Here is a 21,488-nt window from a genome sequence, read left to right as displayed (position 1 = left end):
GTTTGAACCTACAATATTACGAAGCTTTTGAATACTGAAAAAATCATTTTAGGCATTGACCCCGGCACGACCATAATGGGCTTTGGGCTTATTAAGGTCGTGAACAAAAAAATGTCTTTTCTCCAGCTTAACGAGCTCGAGCTCCAAAAGTACAATGATCCTTATATAAAACTTAAATTAATTTTTGAGCGCACTGTAGAACTCATCGATACCTGGAACCCAGATGAGATTGCTATTGAGGCTCCTTTCTTCGGAAAAAATGTGCAATCTATGCTTAAGCTGGGGCGCGCACAGGGAGTAGCAATGGCAGCAGGTCTTAGCCGGGAGGTTCCGGTTACAGAATACTCTCCAAAAAAGATAAAAATGGCCATCACCGGAAACGGAAATGCCAGCAAAGAACAGGTCGCCGGAATGCTTCAAAGCCTGCTTTCCCTCAAATCCCTGCCCAAGAACCTCGATGCCACCGACGGACTCGCAGCTGCGGTTTGCCACTTCTATAACTCGGGAAAGGTGGAAGTTGGGAAAAGCTACACCGGGTGGGAAGCTTTTGTAAAGCAAAATCCGGGGAAAATAAAATAAGCCCCCTAACCCCCAAAGGGGGATATTAATATGGAAAAGAAGGAGAAAGATATAGGTATTAGCTCCTCCCCTTTGGGGAGGCTGGGTGGGGCTATTTATATTCACATTCCCTTCTGCAAACAAGCCTGTCACTACTGTGACTTTCATTTCTCGACTTCGGTAAAGAAGAAGCCCGAGATGGTGGAGGCGATCTGCAAGGAATTGTTGCTGCGGAAAGAGGAAATTCCGACGGAAGTGGAGACCATCTACTTTGGGGGAGGAACTCCGTCGCTGCTTTCTGCGGAAGAATTGCAGCAGATCTTTGAAGTAATTCAGCTGAATTACAAAGTTTCTGAAGACGCAGAAGTTACTTTAGAAGCAAATCCCGATGATCTTACTGAACAAAAACTGAAAATGTTTGCAGCTTCTCCAATAAACCGGCTAAGCATTGGGGTGCAGTCTTTTTTTGAGCAGGATCTTAAGTTGATGAACCGGGCGCATAATGCTGAAGAAGCTTTGGAGTCAATAAAGCTGGCGAAGCAGTATTTCGGGAATATTTCTATAGATCTTATCTACGGGATTCCCGGCATGAGCAATGAGCGGTGGAAAGAGAATCTGCAGACGGCTCTTGATCTGGATGTGCCGCATATTTCCAGTTATGCATTGACTGTCGAACCAAAAACTGCTTTAAAAAGCATGATCGAAAAAGGAAAGGTAGCCCCCGTAGAGGAAGAACTGGCCAAAGAACAGTACGAGATCATGATCGAAACCTTATCGGCTGCCGACTTTGACAACTACGAATTCTCCAACTTTGGCAAACCCGGATTCTTTTCCCGCAATAACACCGCCTACTGGTTTGGTAAGCCTTACCTCGGTATTGGACCATCGGCACATTCCTTTGACGGTTTTCACCGCAAGTGGAACATCAGCAATAATACGCTCTACATTAAAAGTCTTCAAAAAGGGGAAATTCCGGCGGAAATTGAGAAGCTGTCGATCTCAGATAGATACAACGAACTGGTGATGACGAGGCTCCGCACCAAATGGGGCATTGCTATAGATGAGGTGGAAAGGAGTTTTGGTTTGAAGTACAGAGAATACCTGCTTCGGGAAGCTTCGAAATTAATTGCAGATGAAATGCTGGAGTGGAACGACGACCGACTCCAGATTTCCAAAAAAGGCAAATTCTTAAGCGACGGAATAGCCTCAGAATTATTTTGGGTAGAGGAGTAAATTGATCCGGAAGAACCCTTTCAGGGATCCAAACCCTGTAAGGGGTTGAGCTTACTTAACAAATTGATTAAGGCAAACCCTGAAGGGGTTCAATATTTATAGAAAAGAAAATCATACGACCCCTTCGGGGTCGAACGTTTTGCTGTTGGGTTTTTTATAAATGTGCAATCCCTTCGGGATTGAAATTTCTGGATTAAGGGTTTGCAACCCTGACACGTTGTTTTTGCTCAGCATGGCAGAACCTTCCAAAAAACATTCTATTTTTACAACATCCCAAAGAAACATCTTAAATGCAGGCAAGCGTTCAATTTAATAATCAAACCAACTATACCATCGACTTCTCCAAGCCACTGGATATTTCCCTTAGTTTACGAGGCGACGACAAGAATCCGGTGGCGTGGTATTTAAAAGCGCCCCGGATTCAACCCGTGCAGGAGGGAAACTGGATTGGAAAGGTAAGCAAAGGCGGATCTGTAAACTTCAATAATATCTCTTTCAATCCTCACGGCCACACTACCCATACCGAATGTGTGGGCCACATCACCCCCGAATATTACGGCATCAACGAAAGCCTTAAGACCTTCTTTTTTTCGGCTAAATTAGTTTCGGTAGAGCCGGTAAAGTCAGATGGCGATGAGGTGATCACCAAAGATCAGCTGAAAAAACTTTTTAGAGAGGGAGAGGCGCAGGCGGTTGTGATTCGTACGCTGCCAAACAGCATTGCCAAGCGTAGCAAACATTACTCTCACACCAACTGGCCTTATTTAGAGGAAGAGGCAGCAGTTTACCTGCGGGAGTGCGGAGTGGAACATCTGTTGATCGACCTGCCTTCTGTAGACAGGGAAGAGGACGGCGGGAAATTACTGGCTCATAAAGCATTTTGGAATTACCCTAAGAACACCCGCCTTGGATCAACAATTACTGAACTCGTCTACGTACCCTCCCGAATCGAAGACGGCTTTTATTTCTTAAACCTGCAGCCGGCATCTTTTGAAAATGATGCCGCGCCGTCCAGGCCTGTACTATATAAACCTGAAAAAGGATGAACCTCACTTTAAAGCTTGAAGAAATGGCCATGCTGTTGTTAGGAGTTTATGGATTCAGCATGCTTCCCTTTGAATGGTGGTGGTTCCCTTTGCTTTTCTTTGTTCCAGATTTTTCAATGTTGGGATATCTTTTTGGAAACACACCTGGTGCATTTATGTACAACCTTTTTCATCACAAAGCTGTGGCCATTGCGATCTATCTTGCCGGATCCTTTTTTCTTCTGCCGGTGTTGCAGCTCATCGGCGTGATCATGTTCTCTCATGCCGCTTTTGACCGGATGCTAGGCTACGGACTCAAATACGAGCAGGGTTTCCAGCACACTCATCTCGGTACCATTGGAAAGGCCCAGAAAGTAGATGATCAGCTTTCCTGATTTCTTATCTTTGAGTTATGGACGTAGATAGCTTCAGAAATTATTGTCTAGCGAAGAAAGGCGTGACCGAGGAGTTGCCTTTTGGCCCTGATGCTCTTGTTTTTAAAGTAATGGGTAAGATGTTTGCGCTTGCCGCTTTAGAAAGTGTTCCTTTTAAGGTGAGCCTCAAGTGCGATCCTGAAAAAGCCCTTACTTTAAGAGATGAATATCCAGATTACATTGAAGGTGCTTATCATATGAACAAAAAGCACTGGAACAGCCTTCAGGTAGAAAGTCTTCCGCCGCAACTGGTGCGGGAGTTAATAGATCATTCTTACCTGCTTGTAGTTTCGGGTCTCACAAAGAAACTTCTGCAGGAATTACAAAACCTATAAATTAAATGACACAGCAACCCGCAACTTTTTATAAATCTCAAATAGAAAAATACCGCACACAGCTTCATGCAGCTTCCCGAAAACTGGGGCTTTCCAGCCTCTTGCGCTTCCTGGTATTCCTGGCGATCGCTTTTGCAGTCTATGCTTTTTGGGGCAATGCGACAGCTGTTGTGGCATCCCTGCTGGTGGGGATTGCCATTTTTGTGTTCCTGGTTTCCAGGCATTCCGATTTGCGGTACGAGCGGGATAAATTCAGGGAATTGATCAAGATCAATGAGACCGAACTTGATGTGCTTAAGCGGAATTTTCACAACCTGCCAACAGGAGATGAATTTGCAGATCCGCTGCATCCATACAGTCAGGATATCGATCTCTTCGGAAGGGCTTCTTTTTTCCAGTACCTTAACCGCTCAACTTTAATTGAAGGTAAGGAGAAACTGGCACAGCTGCTGCTTTCTAATGATATAAACCAGATTGAACTGAAGCAGGAAGCAATCAAAGAACTTGCTGAAAAAGCCGACTGGCGCCAGAATTTCTCTGCTCTTGCTACCTTAGTGAAAACGGAAACCCGTACCGCCACCATCACTGGGTGGCTCAACAACTACAAGAATTTTGTCCCCACATTCATGAAGTGGTTACCCCTGTTTTTTTCCACTATTTCGGGGATAGTAATAACAGCTTTTTTCCTCGACTTTATCGGCGGAATCGAACTTGCACTCTGGTTCTTCGCCGGACTACTAATCACCGGATTTTTCCTGAAGCGTATCAACCTGCTCTCCACAAGTGTAAGCAAAGTTCAGGATACCTTCCATCAATATTATCAGCTACTGGCGTTAATTGAGAACACGACATTTCATTCAGAATTACTGAAGAAGAACAAAGAAGAAATAGCTTCCGAAAAGCAGAAAGCTTCCGCCATTCTTAAGAAGTTTTCCAGGTCTATCGATTCCCTTGATCAGCGAAACAACATGATCTTTGGGGTGTTTGGAAATGGCTTTCTCCTGTGGGACCTGCGCTATTCCTGGAAGCTGGAGCAGTGGATAAAGGAACACGGGCAGGTGGTTCAAAAATGGTTTCGGGCTATAGAATTTCTGGATGCCTACAATTCTCTCGGAAACTTCGCCTTTAATCACCCGTCTTACGTTTTTCCTGAACTGCACCACGATTCCCATATTTCTGAAGCCACTCAGCTGGCGCATCCATTATTGGACCCAGAGAAACGAATAGCTAATGATTTTTCCATCGAAAAAGAGCAGTTTTTCATCATTACCGGTGCAAACATGGCCGGGAAAAGCACCTTTTTGAGAACTGTAAGTTTGCAGATCCTTATGGGAAATGTGGGACTTCCTGTTTGCGCCACTGCCTGCCATTACACGCCAATAAAACTCATCACCAGTATGCGCACTACAGATTCGCTTACAGATGATGAATCCTATTTCTTTTCGGAATTAAAACGGCTGAAGTTCGTGGTAGACGAGATAAAGACCAATAAATACTTCATAATCCTCGATGAGATCCTGAAGGGAACAAACAGTACAGATAAAGCCATTGGTTCCCGAAAGTTCATAGAAAAGCTGGTTGGCTCCAACTCTACCGGCATCATTGCCACCCATGATCTTAGCCTGTGTGAAGTTTCTGAAGAATTGCCACAGGTGAAAAACTATTATTTTGATGCAGAGATCATCAACGACGAACTCAATTTTGATTACCGCTTCAAAAAGGGCATCTGCCAGAATATGAATGCTTCTTTCCTGCTGAAGAAAATGGAAATTGTGGATTGAAGTACGAATTAGATTTACGAAGTTAGAAGTAGCACGTGTTTAGACCTCACAGGTTTTGAAAACCTGTGAGGTCTGCCTTAGAAGATGTAGAAGGAAGTTGCCTAGGATTGACTTCCCAGCCTCCGAAGAGGGATCTGTGTTCAAACATTATACAATATACATTATACAATAAAGAGTGGATAGTTTAACTCAAATAGTACTCGGTGCAGCGGTGGGCGAAGCGGTTTTGGGCAGGAAAGTCGGGAATAAGGCGATGCTTTACGGTGCAATTGCGGGAACCATCCCCGATCTCGATGCACTTGCGAGCAATTTCACCGACACAATAACTGCAATTGAGGTCCACCGCGGATTAACACATTCCATCTTTTTTGCTGTATTAGCGTCACCACTTTTCGGCTGGCTCATTTCAAAGATAGAACGAAAGAGCGGCGTTGGCTGGAAAGACTGGTCATGGCTCATGTTCTGGGGGTTATTTACACATCCCATTCTCGATTCCTTTACCACCTGGGGCACGCAGTTGTTCTGGCCGCACGACATCCGGCTGGCGTTTAAGAGCATTTTCGTGATTGATCCCTTATACACTCTGCCATTCCTGATTTTCCTTATCCTCGCCATGCGGCGGAAAAAAGAGGATCCAAAAAGGGCAAAATTCAACCGCCTTGGTTTGATTGTGAGTACAAGCTACCTGATGCTCACTTTATTCTTGAAGTTTATTGCTCACCAACAGTTTGTAGAAGATTTGGAGCAGCAGGGCATATTTTACTCCCGCATCGATACGCGCCCCACTCCGCTCAATACCGTTTTATGGTCGGCTAATGTGGAGGCCGAAGAAGACTTTCTCATTGGCTATTATTCCTTTTTTGATGAGGAGATGATAAGATTTGAAGCCGTGCCAAAGAACCATCATTACCTGGGGAGTCTCAAAAATGACAAAAATGTGCAGCGTTTAATTGACATCACCAATGGCTGGTACAGCATCTCCGAGAAAGATGGGTTCCTTTACTTTAACGATCTGCGCTTCGGAAAACTTAATCCTTCAGCTGAAGATTCAAATTTTGCTTTCAGCTATAAATTGATTCCGGAAGATGGCAGCGTAACAGCCGAAGAAGAGCCCAAGCGCCCGGAAGATGGAAAACAGATCCTTATAGATCTTTGGGAGCGCATCAAAGGCAATTAACTTCAGAAGTAAGATTCCCAGGAAGCTTTATATTTATCATTCAACAAAAATGTCATCATGAAATACCTTTTTTGGAACCTAACATTTCTTCTCCTTGTAAATTTTCCAGTACAGAGTCAGAATTCTTCCGAAGCATTAAAGCAGGTGATAGAAAAGGTTGATAAGCACAAAGCATATGACCGACAGGCCAATCCGCTGGGACTTTTTACAGAAGAATTATATAAAAAAGAGGCCGAATTTGCCCGGGAGCTCCTAAAGGAGCTCGAAGAGATCAATAAAGAGCAGCTTTCTGAAACTGAAGAGATCTCTGCGGAATTGTTGCGATATGATCTTCAGGAAACTGTCGATTTTTATGAATACGAGGCTTATTTGAATCCGTTGCTTTCAGATGCCGGCTTTCATGTGAGTCTGCCCTATCACGTGAGGGATTTTAGTACCTATACACAGGTAAAAGAATACCTGAACAAGCTCAATGCGATTCCCGCTTATGTAGATCAACACCTGGAATTGCTGCGGAAAGGGATCAAAAAAGGCAATTTACAGCCTGCGGTTATTTTTAAGGGTTATGAGGCTACCTATAATGACCAGATTGTTGATGATCCTAAAAAAAGTTTCTACTATTCGCCATTTTTGAAGCTTCCACCTATTCTGAATCAGCAGCAAAAAGATTCAGTTATAGCTGCGGCTGAAATTGCAGTCTCTAAAAATGTGATCCCGCAATTCAGGCGTGTAAAAGCCTTTTTTGAGACGGAATACCTTCCGGCGGCGCGAGAATCTATTGGAGTTTCAGAAATTCCCGGAGGCAGCGATTATTATCAGAATCGCCTGAATTACTATACCACGCTGGATCTTTCCGCAGAAGAGATCCATCAAAAAGGCCTGGAAGAAGTGGCACGGATCAATGCCGAAATGAAAAAGATCATTTCAGAAGTAGGTTTTGAAGGCAGTTTTGAAAATTTTATCCACTTCCTTCGGACAGACGAGCAGTTTTATGCGAAAACCGGAGAGGAGCTGCTAAAAGAGGCGAGGGATATTTCCAAACGCATCGATGCCCAGCTTCCGAAGTTCTTTAAAACCCTGCCGCGGAAGCCTTATGGTGTGGCTCCCGTGCCCGATGCTATTGCACCAAAGTACACTACCGGAAGATATGTGGGTGCCAGCGATGATACGCAGCCGGGGTATTATTGGGTGAACACTTACAATCTTTCAAACCGGCCACTGTATGTGCTTCCGGCGTTGACAGCCCATGAAGCAGTGCCCGGCCATCACCTGCAAATCTCTTTAAACGGGGAGCTGGGAGATAGCATTCCGAAGTTTAGAAGGAACTTCTATTTATCGGCTTTTGGAGAGGGCTGGGGACTTTATTCTGAAAGTCTGGCAGAAGAGATGGGCATTTACATAACTCCTTATGAGCGCTTCGGCAAACTAACTTATGAACAATGGCGCGCCGGCCGACTTGTAGTCGATACAGGTATACATGCCTTGGGCTGGACAAGAGAACAGGCGGTAGAGTTCCTGCGATCGAATACAGCACTTTCGATGCATAATATCAATACTGAGGTGGACCGATACATCTCCTGGCCGGGACAGGCAGTTTCTTATAAAATTGGTGAGATGAAGATCCGCGAACTCCGCAAAAAAGCTGAAGAAGCTCTTGGAACCAATTTCAATATTCGGGATTTCCATGAGATCATTCTCGAACAGGGAACGGTGACATTACCCATCCTGGAAGAAAGGGTGGATGCTTATATTGAAAGGAGTTTGAAGTAATATTTTAAAGACCTCACAGGTTTTTGAAACCTGTGAGGTCTAGTACATAATTTGAAGGCGGCTCTTTAAAAAACTATAAATCCTGCAGCTAAATCACATTCCAAAAAATCTTTTCCCACTTCGTGGAAATAACCTACTTTTGCACCCGCAAAAATTCTTTCTTAACACAGGATTTTTCTGAATAAAATCCAATCCTTAAAATCACCTGCAGACGTTCTGCAACCTCTATTTATGAACAACTCTTTACTTAAAGGCAGCCTTTTTGTTGCACTTGGGGCGATTAGCTATGGAATGCTAACTACCTTCGTAAAAATGGCCTATGCCGAAGGATACACCTCTCATGAGATCACTTTTGCCCAAATGGCCCTGGGCCTTGTGGGATTACTTGTTATCAACCTTTTTACAGGGAAAAAGAAGGGAGCTGCTCCCGTTCAAAATAAATCAAAAAATATTCTGAAACTTGTTGCCGCAGGGACTTCACTGGGTCTTACCAGTACTTTTTATTATCTGGCAGCTAAGTATATCCCGGTATCTATTGGTATCGTACTCTTAATGCAAAGCGTTTGGATGGGTGTGGTCCTGGAAGCTATCCTTGAAAAGAAAAGACCGGGTGCAAAAAAGGTATTTGCTGTAGTTGCTATCCTTGCCGGGACGGTAATTGCGACCAACTTAATGACCGATTCTTTCCAGCTGGACTGGAGAGGAATGGGCTGGGGGCTGCTTGCCGCAATGTCTTATACCGTGACTATCTACACCTCAAATACTGTTTCATTACAACTGCACCCTTTAAGGAGAAGCCTTTGGATGATGGTTGGAGGAACTCTTATTGTCGGGATCATTTCCTTCCCTTTTTTAATAGAACAATTTAACCTGCAGATATTTCAGAAATGGGGATTGATCCTTGCCATTTTTGGAACTATTCTTCCTCCCATTCTTTACACCCAGGGAATGCCTAAAACAGGAGTGGGCCTTGGTGCCATAGTATCTTCAATCGAGTTGCCGGCAGCGGTGCTTATGGCGTACTTCCTGTTGAGTGAGACAGTAAATCTCTATCAATGGGCAGGTATTGCTCTTATACTTATCGCAGTAATTCAGATGAACCTGCCTAATTTCAGGCGGTACAAGATCTAAATAAATAATTTTTCTGAAGATTTATCACAGGTTTCAGCAGAAGAGAATAATTTCAGGAAAGCCTGAAGGTGGCATTCTTAAACTACAGAAAATGCTACCTTTGTCTTAAAATTTCCTTAAAATGAGCTTAGAACAAGACCTGTTTCAAAGAAGTTCCTCGCAATGTGAACTTTGTACGTCTACCAATGATCTTGAGGTATATGAAATTCCCGATTCTCCTGCAGGTAGCGAACACCATATACTTGTTTGTGCTACCTGTAAAGAGCAAATAGAAGATCCTGAAAAGACAGACCCCAACCATTGGAGATGTCTTAATGACAGCATGTGGAGTACAGTCCCTGCTGTACAGGTCATGGCATGGCGTATGTTAAATCGTCTAAAAGGCGAAGGCTGGCCGCAAGACCTGCTTGATATGATGTATATGGAAGAGGAGCAGCTGGCATGGGCAAAAGCCGGACAGACTACAGGAGAAACCTCTGGAGGTGTGGTTCACAAGGATTCTAATGGTGTAACTATAGAAGCCGGGGATACCGTGGTATTGATTAAAGATCTGCCGGTACGTGGCTCCAGCCTCGTTGCGAAAAGAGGAACGGCCGTAAGAAGAGTTTCTTTAGTTCACGACAATCCGGAGCAGATTGAAGGTAAGGTGGAAGGTCAACAGATCGTGATCCTAACAAAGTTCGTTAAGAAGACATAAAAAAAGGAGTCTCAGAAGATTTGCGACTTTACAACATATTAAAAGGCCTCATAGATTTTCAAAACTGTGAGGCCTTTTGTATTGTATTCAAACCTAACAGGTCTTTGAGACCTGTTAGGTTTTATATATTCCGTTTGGTACGGATTTGCAATCCGTGCCTTGTATACCACTACTTCTCTGCCTGCTTCAGTTTAGTGAAGTGCTTATAGAAGTACGGAATGGTTTCAATTCCCTTAAGATAATTCCATATTCCGAAATGTTCATTTGGGGAGTGGATTGCATCTGTATCCAGTCCGAAGCCCATCAGAATAGTCTTACTTTTCAGTTCTTTCTCAAACAGGGCAACTATGGGAATACTTCCACCGCTGTGCTGCGGGATTGGATCTTTTCCGAAGACTTCGGCATAAGCATCATTGGCAGCCTGATATTCGAGTGTGTCAATAGGAGTAACGTAGGCCTGCCCACCGTGATGAGTAGTCACTTTTACCTTCACACTTTTTGGCGCGAGGCTCTCAAAATGTTTGGTGAACAATTGACTTATATTTTTCCAGTCCTGATCACTTACCAGGCGCATAGAAATTTTAGCATAGGCTTTTGATGGCAATACTGTTTTTGCACCTTCGCCGGTATAGCCTCCCCAAATTCCGTTCACATCTAGTGTAGGGCGAATAGAAGCCCGTTCCAGGGTGCTGAAACCTTCTTCTCCCTGCACATCTTCAATATTGAGTTTCTTCTTGTATGCTTCAAGATCAAAAGGAGCCTCGGCCATTTTTTCTCTTTCGGCTTCGCTGTATTCCTTTACATTGTCGTAGAACCCGGGAACGGTGATCCTGTTGTTCTCATCCTGTAAAGAAGCGATCATTTTTGAAAGCACATTAATGGGATTTGCGACCGCTCCTCCGTATAGTCCGCTATGAAGGTCGCGGTTGGGCCCGGTCACTTCCACTTCCATATAGCTGAGGCCGCGGAGTCCTGTGGTGATAGATGGCACATCTTTGGCAATCATCCCGGTATCACTAATAAGGATAACATCGTTCTGCAGTTTTTCCCTGTTCTTCTCAATGAACCAGCCCAGGTTTTCACTTCCCACTTCTTCTTCCCCTTCAATCATGAACTTCACATTGCAGGGAAGTTTATCATTTTTGGTCATGTACTCCAATGCCTTTACGTGCATGTACATTTGGCCTTTATCGTCACATGCTCCCCTGGCAAAAATGGCACCTTCGGGATGAATTTCTGTGTTTTTGATCACCGGCTCAAACGGTGGACTCTCCCATAGTTCAACAGGATCTGGCGGCTGGACGTCGTAATGACCATAAACGAGCACGGTGGGCAGGTTCTTATCAATGATCTTTTCTCCAAAAACAACCGGATGACCGGGTGTTTCATGGATTTCGGCCACATCGCAACCAGCGTCTAACAGGCTTTGTTTAACAGCTTCGGCAGTTTTTAGTAGATCTTTCTTGTATTTGGAATCGGCACTAATGGAAGGGATTTTTAGCAGCTCCACGAGTTCGTCAATGAACCGCTGTTTATTCGCTTCCACATATTTTTTAATGTCTTGCATGTGTATAATTTTGGTAAAGAGTAAAGGTAAGAAAATTAGATGTGAGACATTAGATATGAGATTTGAGACTTAGCTCAGGTTTAATTACTGATGTCTGAAATAATTTTTTTCATCCTCGAATGAAAAAAAATTATTTTTCCATTTGCAGATTCAAACTTATGTTTATATTTGCATCCGCTTACAACAAGCAATCATATTGAAATTACCAACGCGGGCGTGGTGGAATTGGTAGACACGCTAGACTTAGGATCTAGTGCCTCACGGTGTGAAGGTTCGAGTCCTTTCGCCCGCACAGATTGAAAAAGCCGACTTTTAACGAGTCGGCTTTTTTATTGATCAATATTTCAGGATATTTCGGTAATTGAGAAATACCCAGCTAAACAAGGTTGATATCCACCTCTCTTCTGTCAGCAGATTCTTTTCAGCAAAAAAAAGCTCCGGAAGATTCCGAAGCTAAATTCATAAACCGCATTTCAACATTTCACTATGCAACCTGGGAAAGTGCTTCCGGGGTATGGTTATAGTAGTTTAATGAGCTTTGATAAAAATTCAGGCTTCTTTTGTCATTTTTGAGGCAGGAAGAAAGGAACCTGTCCAGGTCCTGGCACTCAAAATTTACTGTAGTGTATTGATGCGGAGCCATAGGAATTTCGGCTTTAATAAGTTGTTGCTTATAATCTATCTCTACACGACGGGCTCCAAAATACATTTTAATGATCCCCTTGTGAAGTGAGCTGTATTTTTCCATTTCAGTTTCACAAGTAGTACAACTATCGTGTATAAAATTCTTGAATTGTTCAATAATTTGAGAGGGTTGAAATGATGTCATGTGGCTGATTATATTTTAGTTAGTTTTCTTTTTACAGGGCCTAAATTAAGACTTCAGGTGTTAAAAATGTTCTAATAAAATGTTGATTAATAAAGAATTAACAGCGAAGTAACATTCCTAAACAAAAGTTGTGAAGAATTAAGAAAAAGTGCGTAGAATCCTACAGCAAAACCTTAATAATTTTACCCTCTTTTTAAGGCTGTAAGGCATAGCCTGTTTTTCTCCTGAAGTAGTGTTAACAGGTGTTTGAAGGAAAAATACTATCTTAAACAAAAAAAGCGTGAGTAAGAAAAAAACAACAATCTGGATCGGTGTGGGTGTGGCAGGTATTATTCTTCTGCTGTTTCTGGCAAATCTATACGTGAAGAACAGGATTGAGCAGCAGCTTGATGAGAAACTGCAGGCTTCGGGTTACAATGATCTTTCAGTAAATATCTTTCTTAATAGGTTCAGCGTAGAGAACCTGAAGCTTGATGAACGCAGGTTTGCGGGAAGCATAGATAAAGTTAAAGTAAGCGGACTTTCGTACACCGAATATTTATTCAATAACAATATCGAGGTAGATGAATTTGAGATCATCTCCCCCTCGCTTACCTTCTTTCCTAAAGATACTTCTGCAAATAAACCTTCGGCGCAACAGCAGGTACATGTAAAGAATCTACGGGTCAAAAATGGCAGTTTTAGTAAACAACCTTCCGATACTGCTGCGGCCACCATGTATGCTCATATCCCAACAGCACGGATTGAAGATATTAAATCGGGAATGCAGCTCTCCGGTCTCAAAGATTATCAGCTTGAACTCGATACGCTTTATCTGAAGATGAATCCTGAGCACTACATTGATGTGGGAAGGGTTTCAGCTAAGAATGGGCAAATTGAGATTTCCGATTTTAAGATCCGTTCCCTCTTTACCCGCGAAGAATTTGTGCAAAGGATCCCTTACGAAAAAGATTACGTAAGGCTTGATGTAGAAAAGATCACGCTCGACAGTCTTAACTTTGAGATGCGGAAAGATTCCTTGTACCTGCGAAACCCAAAAATGACCGTTGCCCGGGCTCAGCTTGATATTTACAGGAACAAACTGGTAACCGATTATCCCCATGAGAAGCCGCTTTACAGTAAGATGTTGCGGGAAGCGCCTATTTACCTGAATTTTGAAAAGGTAGAGGTGAAAAACAGCGAAATTGTATATGAAGAACAGACAGAGGGCGCAGAGAAGCCAGCTATAGTTCGCTTTGCTGCTGTTAATGGCGAAATTAATAACCTCCACAATCTAAAGGAGCTCGATACTCAACCCAAAATAACTGCTAATGCCGATTTTATGCAAGGCACCCCGGTGAGTATTGACTGGACCTTTCCTGTTTTTAATCCTCAGGACAAATTTCAGATCTCGGGCAACTTTGGCACCATCGAAGGTGAGGCCCTGGATCCTTTTCTTATTCCTTCCCTTAATGCCCGCGCCCGCGGAACCGTAAATAGCGTCTACTTTAATTTCCACGGAAATGATGACGTGCTGCAAGGCGATTTCAGGATGGAATACGATGAGTTTAAAGTGGAACTGGTTAATAAAGAGAAGGAGAAAAAAGGCTTTTTAAGTGCTATTGCCAACCTCTTTGTAGATAACGAACAGGAACCCGATGAAGGCGGCGGCCAGGACGTGCGGGTAGAGCGCACCAAAAACAAGTCTTTCTGGAACTATGCCTGGAAAGGCCTGCGTGAAGGCTTGCTCGATGCCGTGGGACAGCTTTAAAAAGTTTAAGGTTTAATGTTCAAGGTTCCAGGTTTAAGCGAAATTTCTTTCAGAAAAAAGATTTCGGAAATGCCATTTTTGAGAGGGAAGTTGCATTAATCCTTATTCTGAAGTTGTTTGAGTGAATGATCAATGAATAATAAACAGATCTACAATTTGCAGTTCCCCGTCAGTTCGAGTGTTTTTCGCCATGCGGGAGCATGGTGAAAAATGTATCGAGAACCGGGTAAATCTTTGACTGCAATAGCAAGGGTAGATTTGTATCGAGAACAGTGGCTAAGTGGACGGCTTTCTTCCCGATACGATTTCCCGTCGCTCCCGCTCATAAAAATCACCTGCCTGTATCAGGCAAGCTCGAAGTGACGGCCATGAGATAAAATTGTTAGGTAATTTAAAGGTTGAATGTTTAAAGTGGTGGATATTCATCTCAAACTCAAGTCCTGGTTCCAAATTCTTACAGCGAAGCGATCCTATTTTTAATTATACGGAATAATTCCATACAATAGGAAAATTTCCTATTTTTGCTGAAAATCAGCAGTATGGATTATGAAAGAATAAAGGAGAAGCTGAGTATCTTAGCCGATGCCGCTAAATACGACGTTTCCTGTTCTTCCAGCGGAAGCAAACGCAAAAACACCACCAACGGTCTCGGTGATTCCTCGGGCATGGGCATTTGCCATTCTTATACCGAAGATGGCCGCTGTGTTTCCCTGCTCAAGATCCTGCTCACCAACCACTGTATTTTTGACTGCGCCTACTGCGTGACCCGCAAGAGTAATGATGTAAAACGCGCTGCTTTTAAGGTGCAGGAAGTGGTGGATCTTACCATTCATTTTTACCGGCGTAATTATATTGAAGGCCTTTTCCTGAGTTCCGGAATCTTTAAAGATGCCGATTATACCATGGAACGCCTCATCCAGGTGGCGAAAAAGCTGCGGCTGAAAGAGAATTTCAATGGCTATATTCACCTGAAGTCGATTCCCGGCGCCAGCGACGAACTCATGCGCGAGGCCGGACTCTATGCCGATCGCCTGAGTGTTAACATCGAGATCCCCACCAAAAGCGGACTCAAGCTCCTGGCGCCCGACAAAAAGCATGAAGATTTCATGAAGCCGATGGAAAAGGTGAAAAATGAGATCATCCAGTACAAACAGGAAAGTCGGCTTATAAAAAGCACACCCAAATATGCCCCGGCGGGGCAGAGCACGCAGATGATCATTGGCGCATCGGGGGAGAGTGACCGTGACATCATGTATTCGGCTAATTTTTTCTACAAGAAGTACAACATGAAGCGGGTCTATTATTCCGGGTATGTGCCGGTGGCCGAAGATCCGCGGTTGCCGGCTCTGAATTCTCAGGTACCGCTGTTGCGGGAGAACCGCCTGTACCAAACCGACTGGCTGCTGCGCTTCTACGGATTTGACATTCGGGAGCTACTGAATGAGCAGAACCTAAATCTCGACCTTGAGGTAGATCCAAAACTCAGTTGGGCGCTGCGAAACCGACATTTGTTTCCGGTGAATATTAATCGGGTAGAAAAGCAATTGCTGTTGCGCATTCCGGGTATTGGATTGAAGTCGGTCAACAAGATCCTGCAGGCGAGAAAATTCCGGAAGCTCAACTGGGAGCACCTGAAGAACATCGGGATCGCCATGAACAGGGCGAAACATTTTATCACCTGCGACTCCCGCGAATTTGAAGTAAAAGAACCTTCCAGCGAGTATCTCAAAAATGTCATTTTAAAGACCTCATCGGGGAAGTTCAGGAAGGAGATTGGAACCCAGTTAAGCCTTTTTTAGATGGAACAGCAGGCGGTACATATTTATGACGGCACGCTGGAAGGTTTTCTCTGCTGCGTGTTCACCGCCTATGAAGAAAAGCTGAAAGTCGTGGATATAAAACCGCCGGGAGGGCAGGCAGGGCAACAATTATTTTCAGAATCAAGGGAGGTGATCACAGAGCCTGAAAAGGCCAAACGCGTATGGACGTCCCTGAAGAAAAAAGCTTCCCCCGCCGGGCTGCGGGATCTAAAATGGGCTTTTCTGAGTGAAATTTTGGGGATGGAAATGCACATGTTCAGCATGATTCGTTACATCCTTGCCGAAAATGTGCCGGTGGACCGGGATTTTTCCCATCCCGCAGTGCTAAAAGTAGCACAGGCAGCAAAGAAAGTGGGACGCGAGAAACATCGCATGGAAGCTTTTGTGCGCTTCAGGCTGACCAAAGATGAGGTGTATTTTGCTGCAATTGAACCCGATTTCAATGTACTGCCGCTTATAAAAAGTCATTTTAAGAACCGCTATGCAGATCAAAAGTGGATTATTTATGATCTAAAACGAAATTTCGGCATCGCGTGGGATCTTTCAGAAATAAATTATATCACTCTGGATCTCAATCCCGCCATAGGCATTTCAGGCGCACCAGAGACTTATTTTCATACTTCAGAAATAGCATTTCAGCAGCTGTGGAATCAGTATTTTACCAGCACAAACATCAAAAGCAGGGCAAACTCTAAGTTGCATGTGCAGCACCTCCCAAAGCGTTACTGGAAGTACCTCACAGAAAAGAACCTTCAGAAATGACATTTTAGAGAGGTAAGTTATCCAAGATCAAAATGATATCGATGATTTGCCACTGGCTAAAGCCAGTGGTTTGAAGAAGAGGTGAAATTGGGGCTTTAGCCCAAAATCCTGGTTGTATGTAAAAGGAGCTGATGGAATTGGAAAACTCAATTGGGCTAAAGCCCTATCTATCTTTTATTCCATTAAACCCTCCGCCTAAAGGCGAAGGCAATTGATATTTCTTTCTTGCTAATAAAAATAACCTGAAACTCCCAAAGCATCGGAACAGGTTGACAGAGCTATTCATTTTGAGTTTTCCAACAGTTTTGAAGAATTTGAATTGAAGAAGGTAAATCCCCGGCCTATCGAAAATTTTGCGTAAAAATTGAAATGAGCGGGCCGCAAAATTTTAGGCTGTTTGAGCCGAATGGATCTTGAGATTTAGAAAAAGGCTTGTGGCGAGTTCCTAAAATTTAGGCTCCGAATGAAAATTTTAGCAACATTTTCGTAAGCCCAGATTTTTTGGTTCTTTTTCATCAATGGAAAAAGAACAAGAGTATCTTCCATTGAAAAGAACTCATTGGAACGAATAGAACCTTAAACTCCCAAAGCATCGGAACAGGTTGACGAAAATGTTTTTGTTGATTATCAGAATTGAAGAAGGCAAATCCCCGGCCTATCGAAAATTGATTGTGAAATTTGAAGAGAGATGGCGTTTAAATTTTCTGCTGCCTGCCTGCCGGTAGGCAGGTTTGAGCGTCCTTTATTTTTCTCGTTGCACTTTTTCTCCCGCAAGTTCAGAAAATTTAGACATCGACCGAAAAATTTAGATCAATTTACGTAAACCTAGCGTTTTTTGGTTCTTTTTTGGGCAATGCAAAAAAGAACAGAACAATATTCAATTGGAAAAATTCTTATCCTTTTTTTTTCAAAATAACCCGCTGACAATGGTATTTTAGATATGTAGGTCACGAGGTGATTTCTTGTTTAAAATAGAACCTGAAATCGACGTCATTCTGAATTTATTTCAGAGGTCTTCGGAAAAACGTGAACCTGAACCTCCCGAAGCATCGGTACAGGTTGATGCCTGACAAATCCTTCAGAAAATATCTTCAGAAAATGCTATTTTAAAGAGATATGTAATTCAGACATTTATGACCTGATTAAAATCATGTTATAATCAGAACCACCCTTATACTTTTGCAACTAAATTAAAAGGTATGAGCACTTCTTTAATTCAGAAATACAACGTTCCCGGCCCCAGGTATACCAGTTATCCCACGGTGCCCTACTGGAACGAAGCTGCATTTACGGTAGCACAATATAAAGAGCGACTAAAAAAGTCATTTTTGGAGAGCAACAGCGAAGAGGGAATAAGTATCTACATTCACCTGCCTTTTTGCGAGAGCCTCTGTACTTTTTGCGGTTGCAACAAACGCATTACCAAACGCCACGAAGTGGAGTCGCCGTACATCGCTGCGGTGCTCGAGGAGTGGGACATGTATGTGAACCTGCTGGAGGAAAAACCGGTGATAAAGGAGATACACCTGGGTGGAGGAACACCCACGTTCTTTTCTCCTGCAAACCTCAAGATCCTTCTTGACGGACTTTTTGAAAAAGCTGTGCGGGCAGAGGAAACCGATTTCAGCTTTGAAGGCCATCCCAACAACACCAAACAGGAGCACCTGCAGTTGCTTTATGAACTGGGTTTTGACCGGGTGAGCTATGGCGTGCAGGATTATAATTTTGAGGTGCAACGGGCTATTCACAGGTTTCAGCCTTTTGTGAATGTAAAAAATGCTACTGAAGGCGCCCGCGAGATTGGTTACACTTCTGTAGGTCATGACTTGATTTTTGGTCTGCCATTTCAGACTGTAGACCACGTGAGGGAAACCATAGAGAAGACCAAAGAATTAATGCCCGATAGGATTGCTTTTTACAGCTATGCGCACGTGCCGTGGATAAAAGGGAACGGGCAGCGTGGTTTTAAAGATGAAGACCTGCCAACAGCCGCTGTGAAACGCGAAATGTACGAGGTGGGAAAACAGTTACTTGCCGAAGCCGGATATGTAGAAGTGGGCATGGATCATTTTGCTCTAAAGACCGACACACTTTACAAGGCGATGGAAAGCAACAAGCTGCACCGCAACTTTATGGGCTACACCTCTTCAAAGACAAAGGTAATGATAGGTTTGGGAGTTTCGGCTATTAGTGACAGCTGGACCGGTTTCGCCCAGAATGTCAAGACCATTGAAGAATATTACGAGATCCTTGAAAAAGGCGATCTACCCCTTTACCGCGGACATATTCTTACTGCGGAAGATGAAAAAATGCGTCAACACATTCTGAATCTTATGTGCAACCTCGAAACATCATGGAAAGACGACGCAATGAAGTTTCCGGAACTTCCTGAAGTCCTCATCAGCCTGAAAGAAATGGAAGCCGATGGCCTCCTGGAATTCGGAGATGAAAAACTCATCATCAAAGAAACAGGACGTCCTTTTGTAAGGAACATCTGCATGGCTTTTGACCTGTTACTGCAAAGAAATAAACCGGAGACGAGGTTGTTCTCTATGACGGTTTAGGGTTCTTTACGTCATTCCGAAGGAGCCAGATAGTGACTGAAGGAATCTGCCGCTAGCGGTATTCTGCTCCTCTTTCAACTTCGGATGAAGAAGTTCATTCTTATTGCCTTACTTTTTTGCATTACCTCCGATCGATACCCAATTCACCTTAAATTTGGCACATATCATCTGGAAATAAATAGGAATTGAAGGATCGGTTGAATTCATTATCTTTAATAAAAATGATGAGATGGAAGCTATAGAATTGAGGCGCAGGTTAGTGGATTACATAAATAAAGCTGATGAAACGGTACTAAAAGAAGTTCAGGCCCTGGTGGAGAATTATGAAAATGATTCCATAGTAGCTTATACCGTACAGGGAAAGCCTTTAAATAGAGAGGAGTTTCAAAAGGAAATTTCTGAAGCTGAGGCCGAATATAGAAAGGGCAATTTTAGTACACAGGATCAATTAGAGGAAGAAATCAGGAATTGGAGAAAATAATTTGGACAAACCCCGCTAAATTTCCCTCCGACATATATGGCAGTTCTATGCTGAAATAAATCCCGATCTGGCTGATAAAATTATTGGTGAAATTCTGGAGGGGGTCAAAAACCTCGTTTTTTTAGAGCAGTACCAGGTAGAGGAAACTTTACCAGGGAATTACAGGAGGATAATAATTAGACATTTTAAAATAATTTATCGTGCAATGGGGAATGGAATAGTAGTTTTACAAGTTTTTGATACCAGACATAATCCCGAAAAACATAAAATTTAAATCAGTTTCCCACAGAATTTCTGGCTTTTCTCCGGATACGTATACGCCTTCTGCATTGGTATGGTGAATGTAAACGACCACCCCTTCGGCCGGTGTCTTTCCGTCAGATTCATAAATGAAACCGCTTAGCAAATGCTTAACTGAAGCCGACTTAAATTCGAAGATAAAAAGCTCATCGTAAAAGAATCGGGACGTCCTTTTGTAAGGAACATCTGTATGGCTTTTGACCTGCTGCTTCAAAGAAATAAACCGGAGACGAGGTTGTTCTCGATGACGGTTTAGGGATTAGATAGGTTAATTGAAAAAGGTCCAATATTTAGAGAAGAAAAACCTCCTTATTGTGCCAACTTAAAGACTCTTGTGAGGGAAAATGTTTTTCTTTTTCGGGAAGAATAATTTGTTGTCCTTCAAATTGTGAGAGATTGAATTTTGATTCATCTTCCTGAATAGAAGGCGAAACTCTTACTAAAAAACCGGAATTGATTGTTATTAGACCTCTGTCAAAAGCTCTATGGAGCGTAGGTGATAATGCAATCCCGTTAGTCACAGTATCATCTCCGGAAAGGCTAAATGGATAAATATGACAGGCATCTATCATCTGGAGATTATGAGAAGATTGTATTTTCATTCCGGTAATACAACAGGTATGATTATAGATCCTTGGAATGGTTTTCTTAAATAGACCGCCACGAACAAATAATTCCTCTTCATATTCATCTTCTTCCATGGTTTCTCTTAATCTTTGGATATGATTTTGATAAACCTCTTTAGGCTCATTTAAGATTGCATATTCAATATTTTCTTCTTCGTAATTTCTTTCTGGTCTTAAGTAAATGGATTTACTGTTAGCGAAGTAGGTCTCTAAAATCAGGTATTCAAACCATAACTGATTCGGAATTTCCTGAAGGAGTAGAAAAAGTTCCCGGTCAATTTCTGCAAACGCAATAGATTCTTTTAGATTCTTAAAACTTTTTATACTTTTTGAACTAGTGGTAATAATCTCTTTTCCTGGTTTTGCAACTAAATACCAGAATGGCTCTGACCTTAAATGAAAAAATGGAAGGGAAAAATTTCGTTTATGATCAGTATGGACAAGTTGATTCCAATTTTGCTTAAAAGCGAGCAGTAGTTCGGCAGTGATAAAAATCCGGTTTGTGGTTATAATACCTTTGGAAATTTGTTGAAGTATTGAAAGTAATAAAATAGGCTTGTGAGGAGCCTTGCCCATACCTTTTACATAGGCGCATCTCAACTTTTTGAATTGGTTTGAATATTTTATTACTACTTCTTCGGACATATC

At 42.8% G+C, this 21,488-nt stretch carries 19 protein-coding genes and 1 tRNA gene; 17 read left to right on the top strand and 3 right to left on the bottom strand.

The features are described 5' to 3' along the window. Nucleotides 1-27 precede the first annotated feature (27 nt). The 10 genes from ruvC to ACQ93I_RS01200 all read left to right on the top strand — a co-directional run bounded on the left by ruvC (nt 28) and on the right by ACQ93I_RS01200 (nt 10,141). Nucleotides 28-579, top strand: coding sequence for a crossover junction endodeoxyribonuclease RuvC (gene ruvC, locus ACQ93I_RS01245; RefSeq protein WP_431696787.1), 552 nt, complete (start codon nt 28-30; stop codon nt 577-579). 30 nt (nt 580-609) lie between these two features. Then, complete coding sequence (gene hemW / locus ACQ93I_RS01240) at nt 610-1,791, top strand: radical SAM family heme chaperone HemW (protein WP_431696786.1); 1,182 nt, start codon at nt 610-612, stop codon at nt 1,789-1,791. 290 nt (nt 1,792-2,081) lie between these two features. Beyond that, a complete protein-coding gene (locus ACQ93I_RS01235; RefSeq protein ID WP_431696785.1) occupies nt 2,082-2,837 on the top strand; it encodes a cyclase family protein in 756 nt (251 codons plus the stop codon). After that, nucleotides 2,834-3,211: a DUF4260 domain-containing protein gene (locus tag ACQ93I_RS01230; protein WP_431696784.1), complete on the top strand. Its 378-nt coding sequence runs from the start codon at nt 2,834-2,836 to the stop codon at nt 3,209-3,211. The genes ACQ93I_RS01235 and ACQ93I_RS01230 overlap by 4 nt, the downstream gene beginning before the upstream one ends. A 17-nt stretch (nt 3,212-3,228) precedes the next feature. After that, nucleotides 3,229-3,585 (top strand): MmcQ/YjbR family DNA-binding protein, encoded by a 357-nt coding sequence (locus ACQ93I_RS01225; RefSeq protein ID WP_431696783.1) that lies wholly within the window; start codon nt 3,229-3,231, stop codon nt 3,583-3,585. A 5-nt stretch (nt 3,586-3,590) separates the two neighbouring features. Then, nucleotides 3,591-5,366 carry a MutS-related protein gene (locus ACQ93I_RS01220; protein ID WP_431696782.1) on the top strand — a complete coding sequence of 592 codons (1,776 nt, stop codon included), beginning with the start codon at nt 3,591-3,593 and terminating at the stop codon, nt 5,364-5,366. A 175-nt stretch (nt 5,367-5,541) separates the two neighbouring features. Further along, on the top strand, nt 5,542-6,543 hold the full coding sequence (locus tag ACQ93I_RS01215; RefSeq protein ID WP_431696781.1) for a metal-dependent hydrolase: 1,002 nt from the start codon (nt 5,542-5,544) through the stop codon (nt 6,541-6,543). Nucleotides 6,544-6,600: 57 nt separating this feature from the next. Then, nucleotides 6,601-8,313, top strand: coding sequence for a DUF885 domain-containing protein (locus ACQ93I_RS01210; RefSeq protein WP_431696780.1), 1,713 nt, complete (start codon nt 6,601-6,603; stop codon nt 8,311-8,313). A 231-nt stretch (nt 8,314-8,544) separates the two neighbouring features. Next, nucleotides 8,545-9,444, top strand: coding sequence for an EamA family transporter (locus ACQ93I_RS01205; RefSeq protein WP_431696779.1), 900 nt, complete (start codon nt 8,545-8,547; stop codon nt 9,442-9,444). A 121-nt stretch (nt 9,445-9,565) separates the two neighbouring features. Then, nucleotides 9,566-10,141: a PhnA domain-containing protein gene (locus ACQ93I_RS01200; protein WP_431696778.1), complete on the top strand. Its 576-nt coding sequence runs from the start codon at nt 9,566-9,568 to the stop codon at nt 10,139-10,141. A 169-nt stretch (nt 10,142-10,310) separates the two neighbouring features. Here the strand turns inward: ACQ93I_RS01200 and ACQ93I_RS01195 are convergent, their stop codons facing one another. After that, nucleotides 10,311-11,708 carry a dipeptidase gene (locus ACQ93I_RS01195; protein ID WP_431696777.1) on the bottom strand — a complete coding sequence of 466 codons (1,398 nt, stop codon included), beginning with the start codon at nt 11,706-11,708 and terminating at the stop codon, nt 10,311-10,313. Nucleotides 11,709-11,918: 210 nt separating this feature from the next. On the opposite strand from ACQ93I_RS01195, the gene ACQ93I_RS01190 reads away from it, so the two are divergent. Then, a tRNA-Leu gene (locus ACQ93I_RS01190) sits at nt 11,919-12,000 on the top strand. A 192-nt stretch (nt 12,001-12,192) separates the two neighbouring features. Here ACQ93I_RS01190 and ACQ93I_RS01185 read toward each other — a convergent pair. Further along, entirely contained in the window at nt 12,193-12,537 is a 345-nt protein-coding gene (locus ACQ93I_RS01185) for a hypothetical protein (RefSeq protein WP_431696776.1), read from the bottom strand. Between the two features lie 280 nt (nt 12,538-12,817). Between ACQ93I_RS01185 and ACQ93I_RS01180 the strand changes: the two genes are divergently transcribed. The 6 genes from ACQ93I_RS01180 (at nt 12,818) to ACQ93I_RS01155 (ending at nt 20,188) form a co-directional block, all read left to right on the top strand. Next, a complete protein-coding gene (locus ACQ93I_RS01180) occupies nt 12,818-14,287 on the top strand; it encodes a hypothetical protein (protein WP_431696775.1) in 1,470 nt (489 codons plus the stop codon). Between the two features lie 539 nt (nt 14,288-14,826). Further along, nucleotides 14,827-16,086, top strand: coding sequence for a putative DNA modification/repair radical SAM protein (locus ACQ93I_RS01175; RefSeq protein WP_431696774.1), 1,260 nt, complete (start codon nt 14,827-14,829; stop codon nt 16,084-16,086). Next, a complete protein-coding gene (locus ACQ93I_RS01170; RefSeq protein ID WP_431696773.1) occupies nt 16,087-16,869 on the top strand; it encodes a TIGR03915 family putative DNA repair protein in 783 nt (260 codons plus the stop codon). Nucleotides 16,870-18,068: 1,199 nt separating this feature from the next. Further along, nucleotides 18,069-19,433, top strand: coding sequence for an oxygen-independent coproporphyrinogen III oxidase (gene hemN, locus ACQ93I_RS01165; RefSeq protein ID WP_431696772.1), 1,365 nt, complete (start codon nt 18,069-18,071; stop codon nt 19,431-19,433). Between the two features lie 229 nt (nt 19,434-19,662). Continuing rightward, a complete protein-coding gene (locus tag ACQ93I_RS01160; protein WP_431696771.1) occupies nt 19,663-19,914 on the top strand; it encodes a hypothetical protein in 252 nt (83 codons plus the stop codon). Nucleotides 19,915-19,933: 19 nt separating this feature from the next. Next, nucleotides 19,934-20,188, top strand: coding sequence for a type II toxin-antitoxin system RelE/ParE family toxin (locus ACQ93I_RS01155; protein ID WP_431696894.1), 255 nt, complete (start codon nt 19,934-19,936; stop codon nt 20,186-20,188). A 316-nt stretch (nt 20,189-20,504) separates the two neighbouring features. On the opposite strand, the gene ACQ93I_RS01150 is transcribed toward ACQ93I_RS01155, so the two are convergent. Continuing rightward, nucleotides 20,505-21,485: an HNH endonuclease gene (locus tag ACQ93I_RS01150; RefSeq protein ID WP_431696770.1), complete on the bottom strand. Its 981-nt coding sequence runs from the start codon at nt 21,483-21,485 to the stop codon at nt 20,505-20,507. Between the last annotated feature and the right edge of the window lie 3 nt (nt 21,486-21,488).

The organism is Salinimicrobium sp. WS361, assembly GCF_050750585.1.
Taxonomy (GTDB): domain Bacteria; phylum Bacteroidota; class Bacteroidia; order Flavobacteriales; family Flavobacteriaceae; genus Salinimicrobium.
Note: the sequence above shows the minus strand (reverse complement) of the source record. Positions and strands in the feature narration are given on the sequence as shown.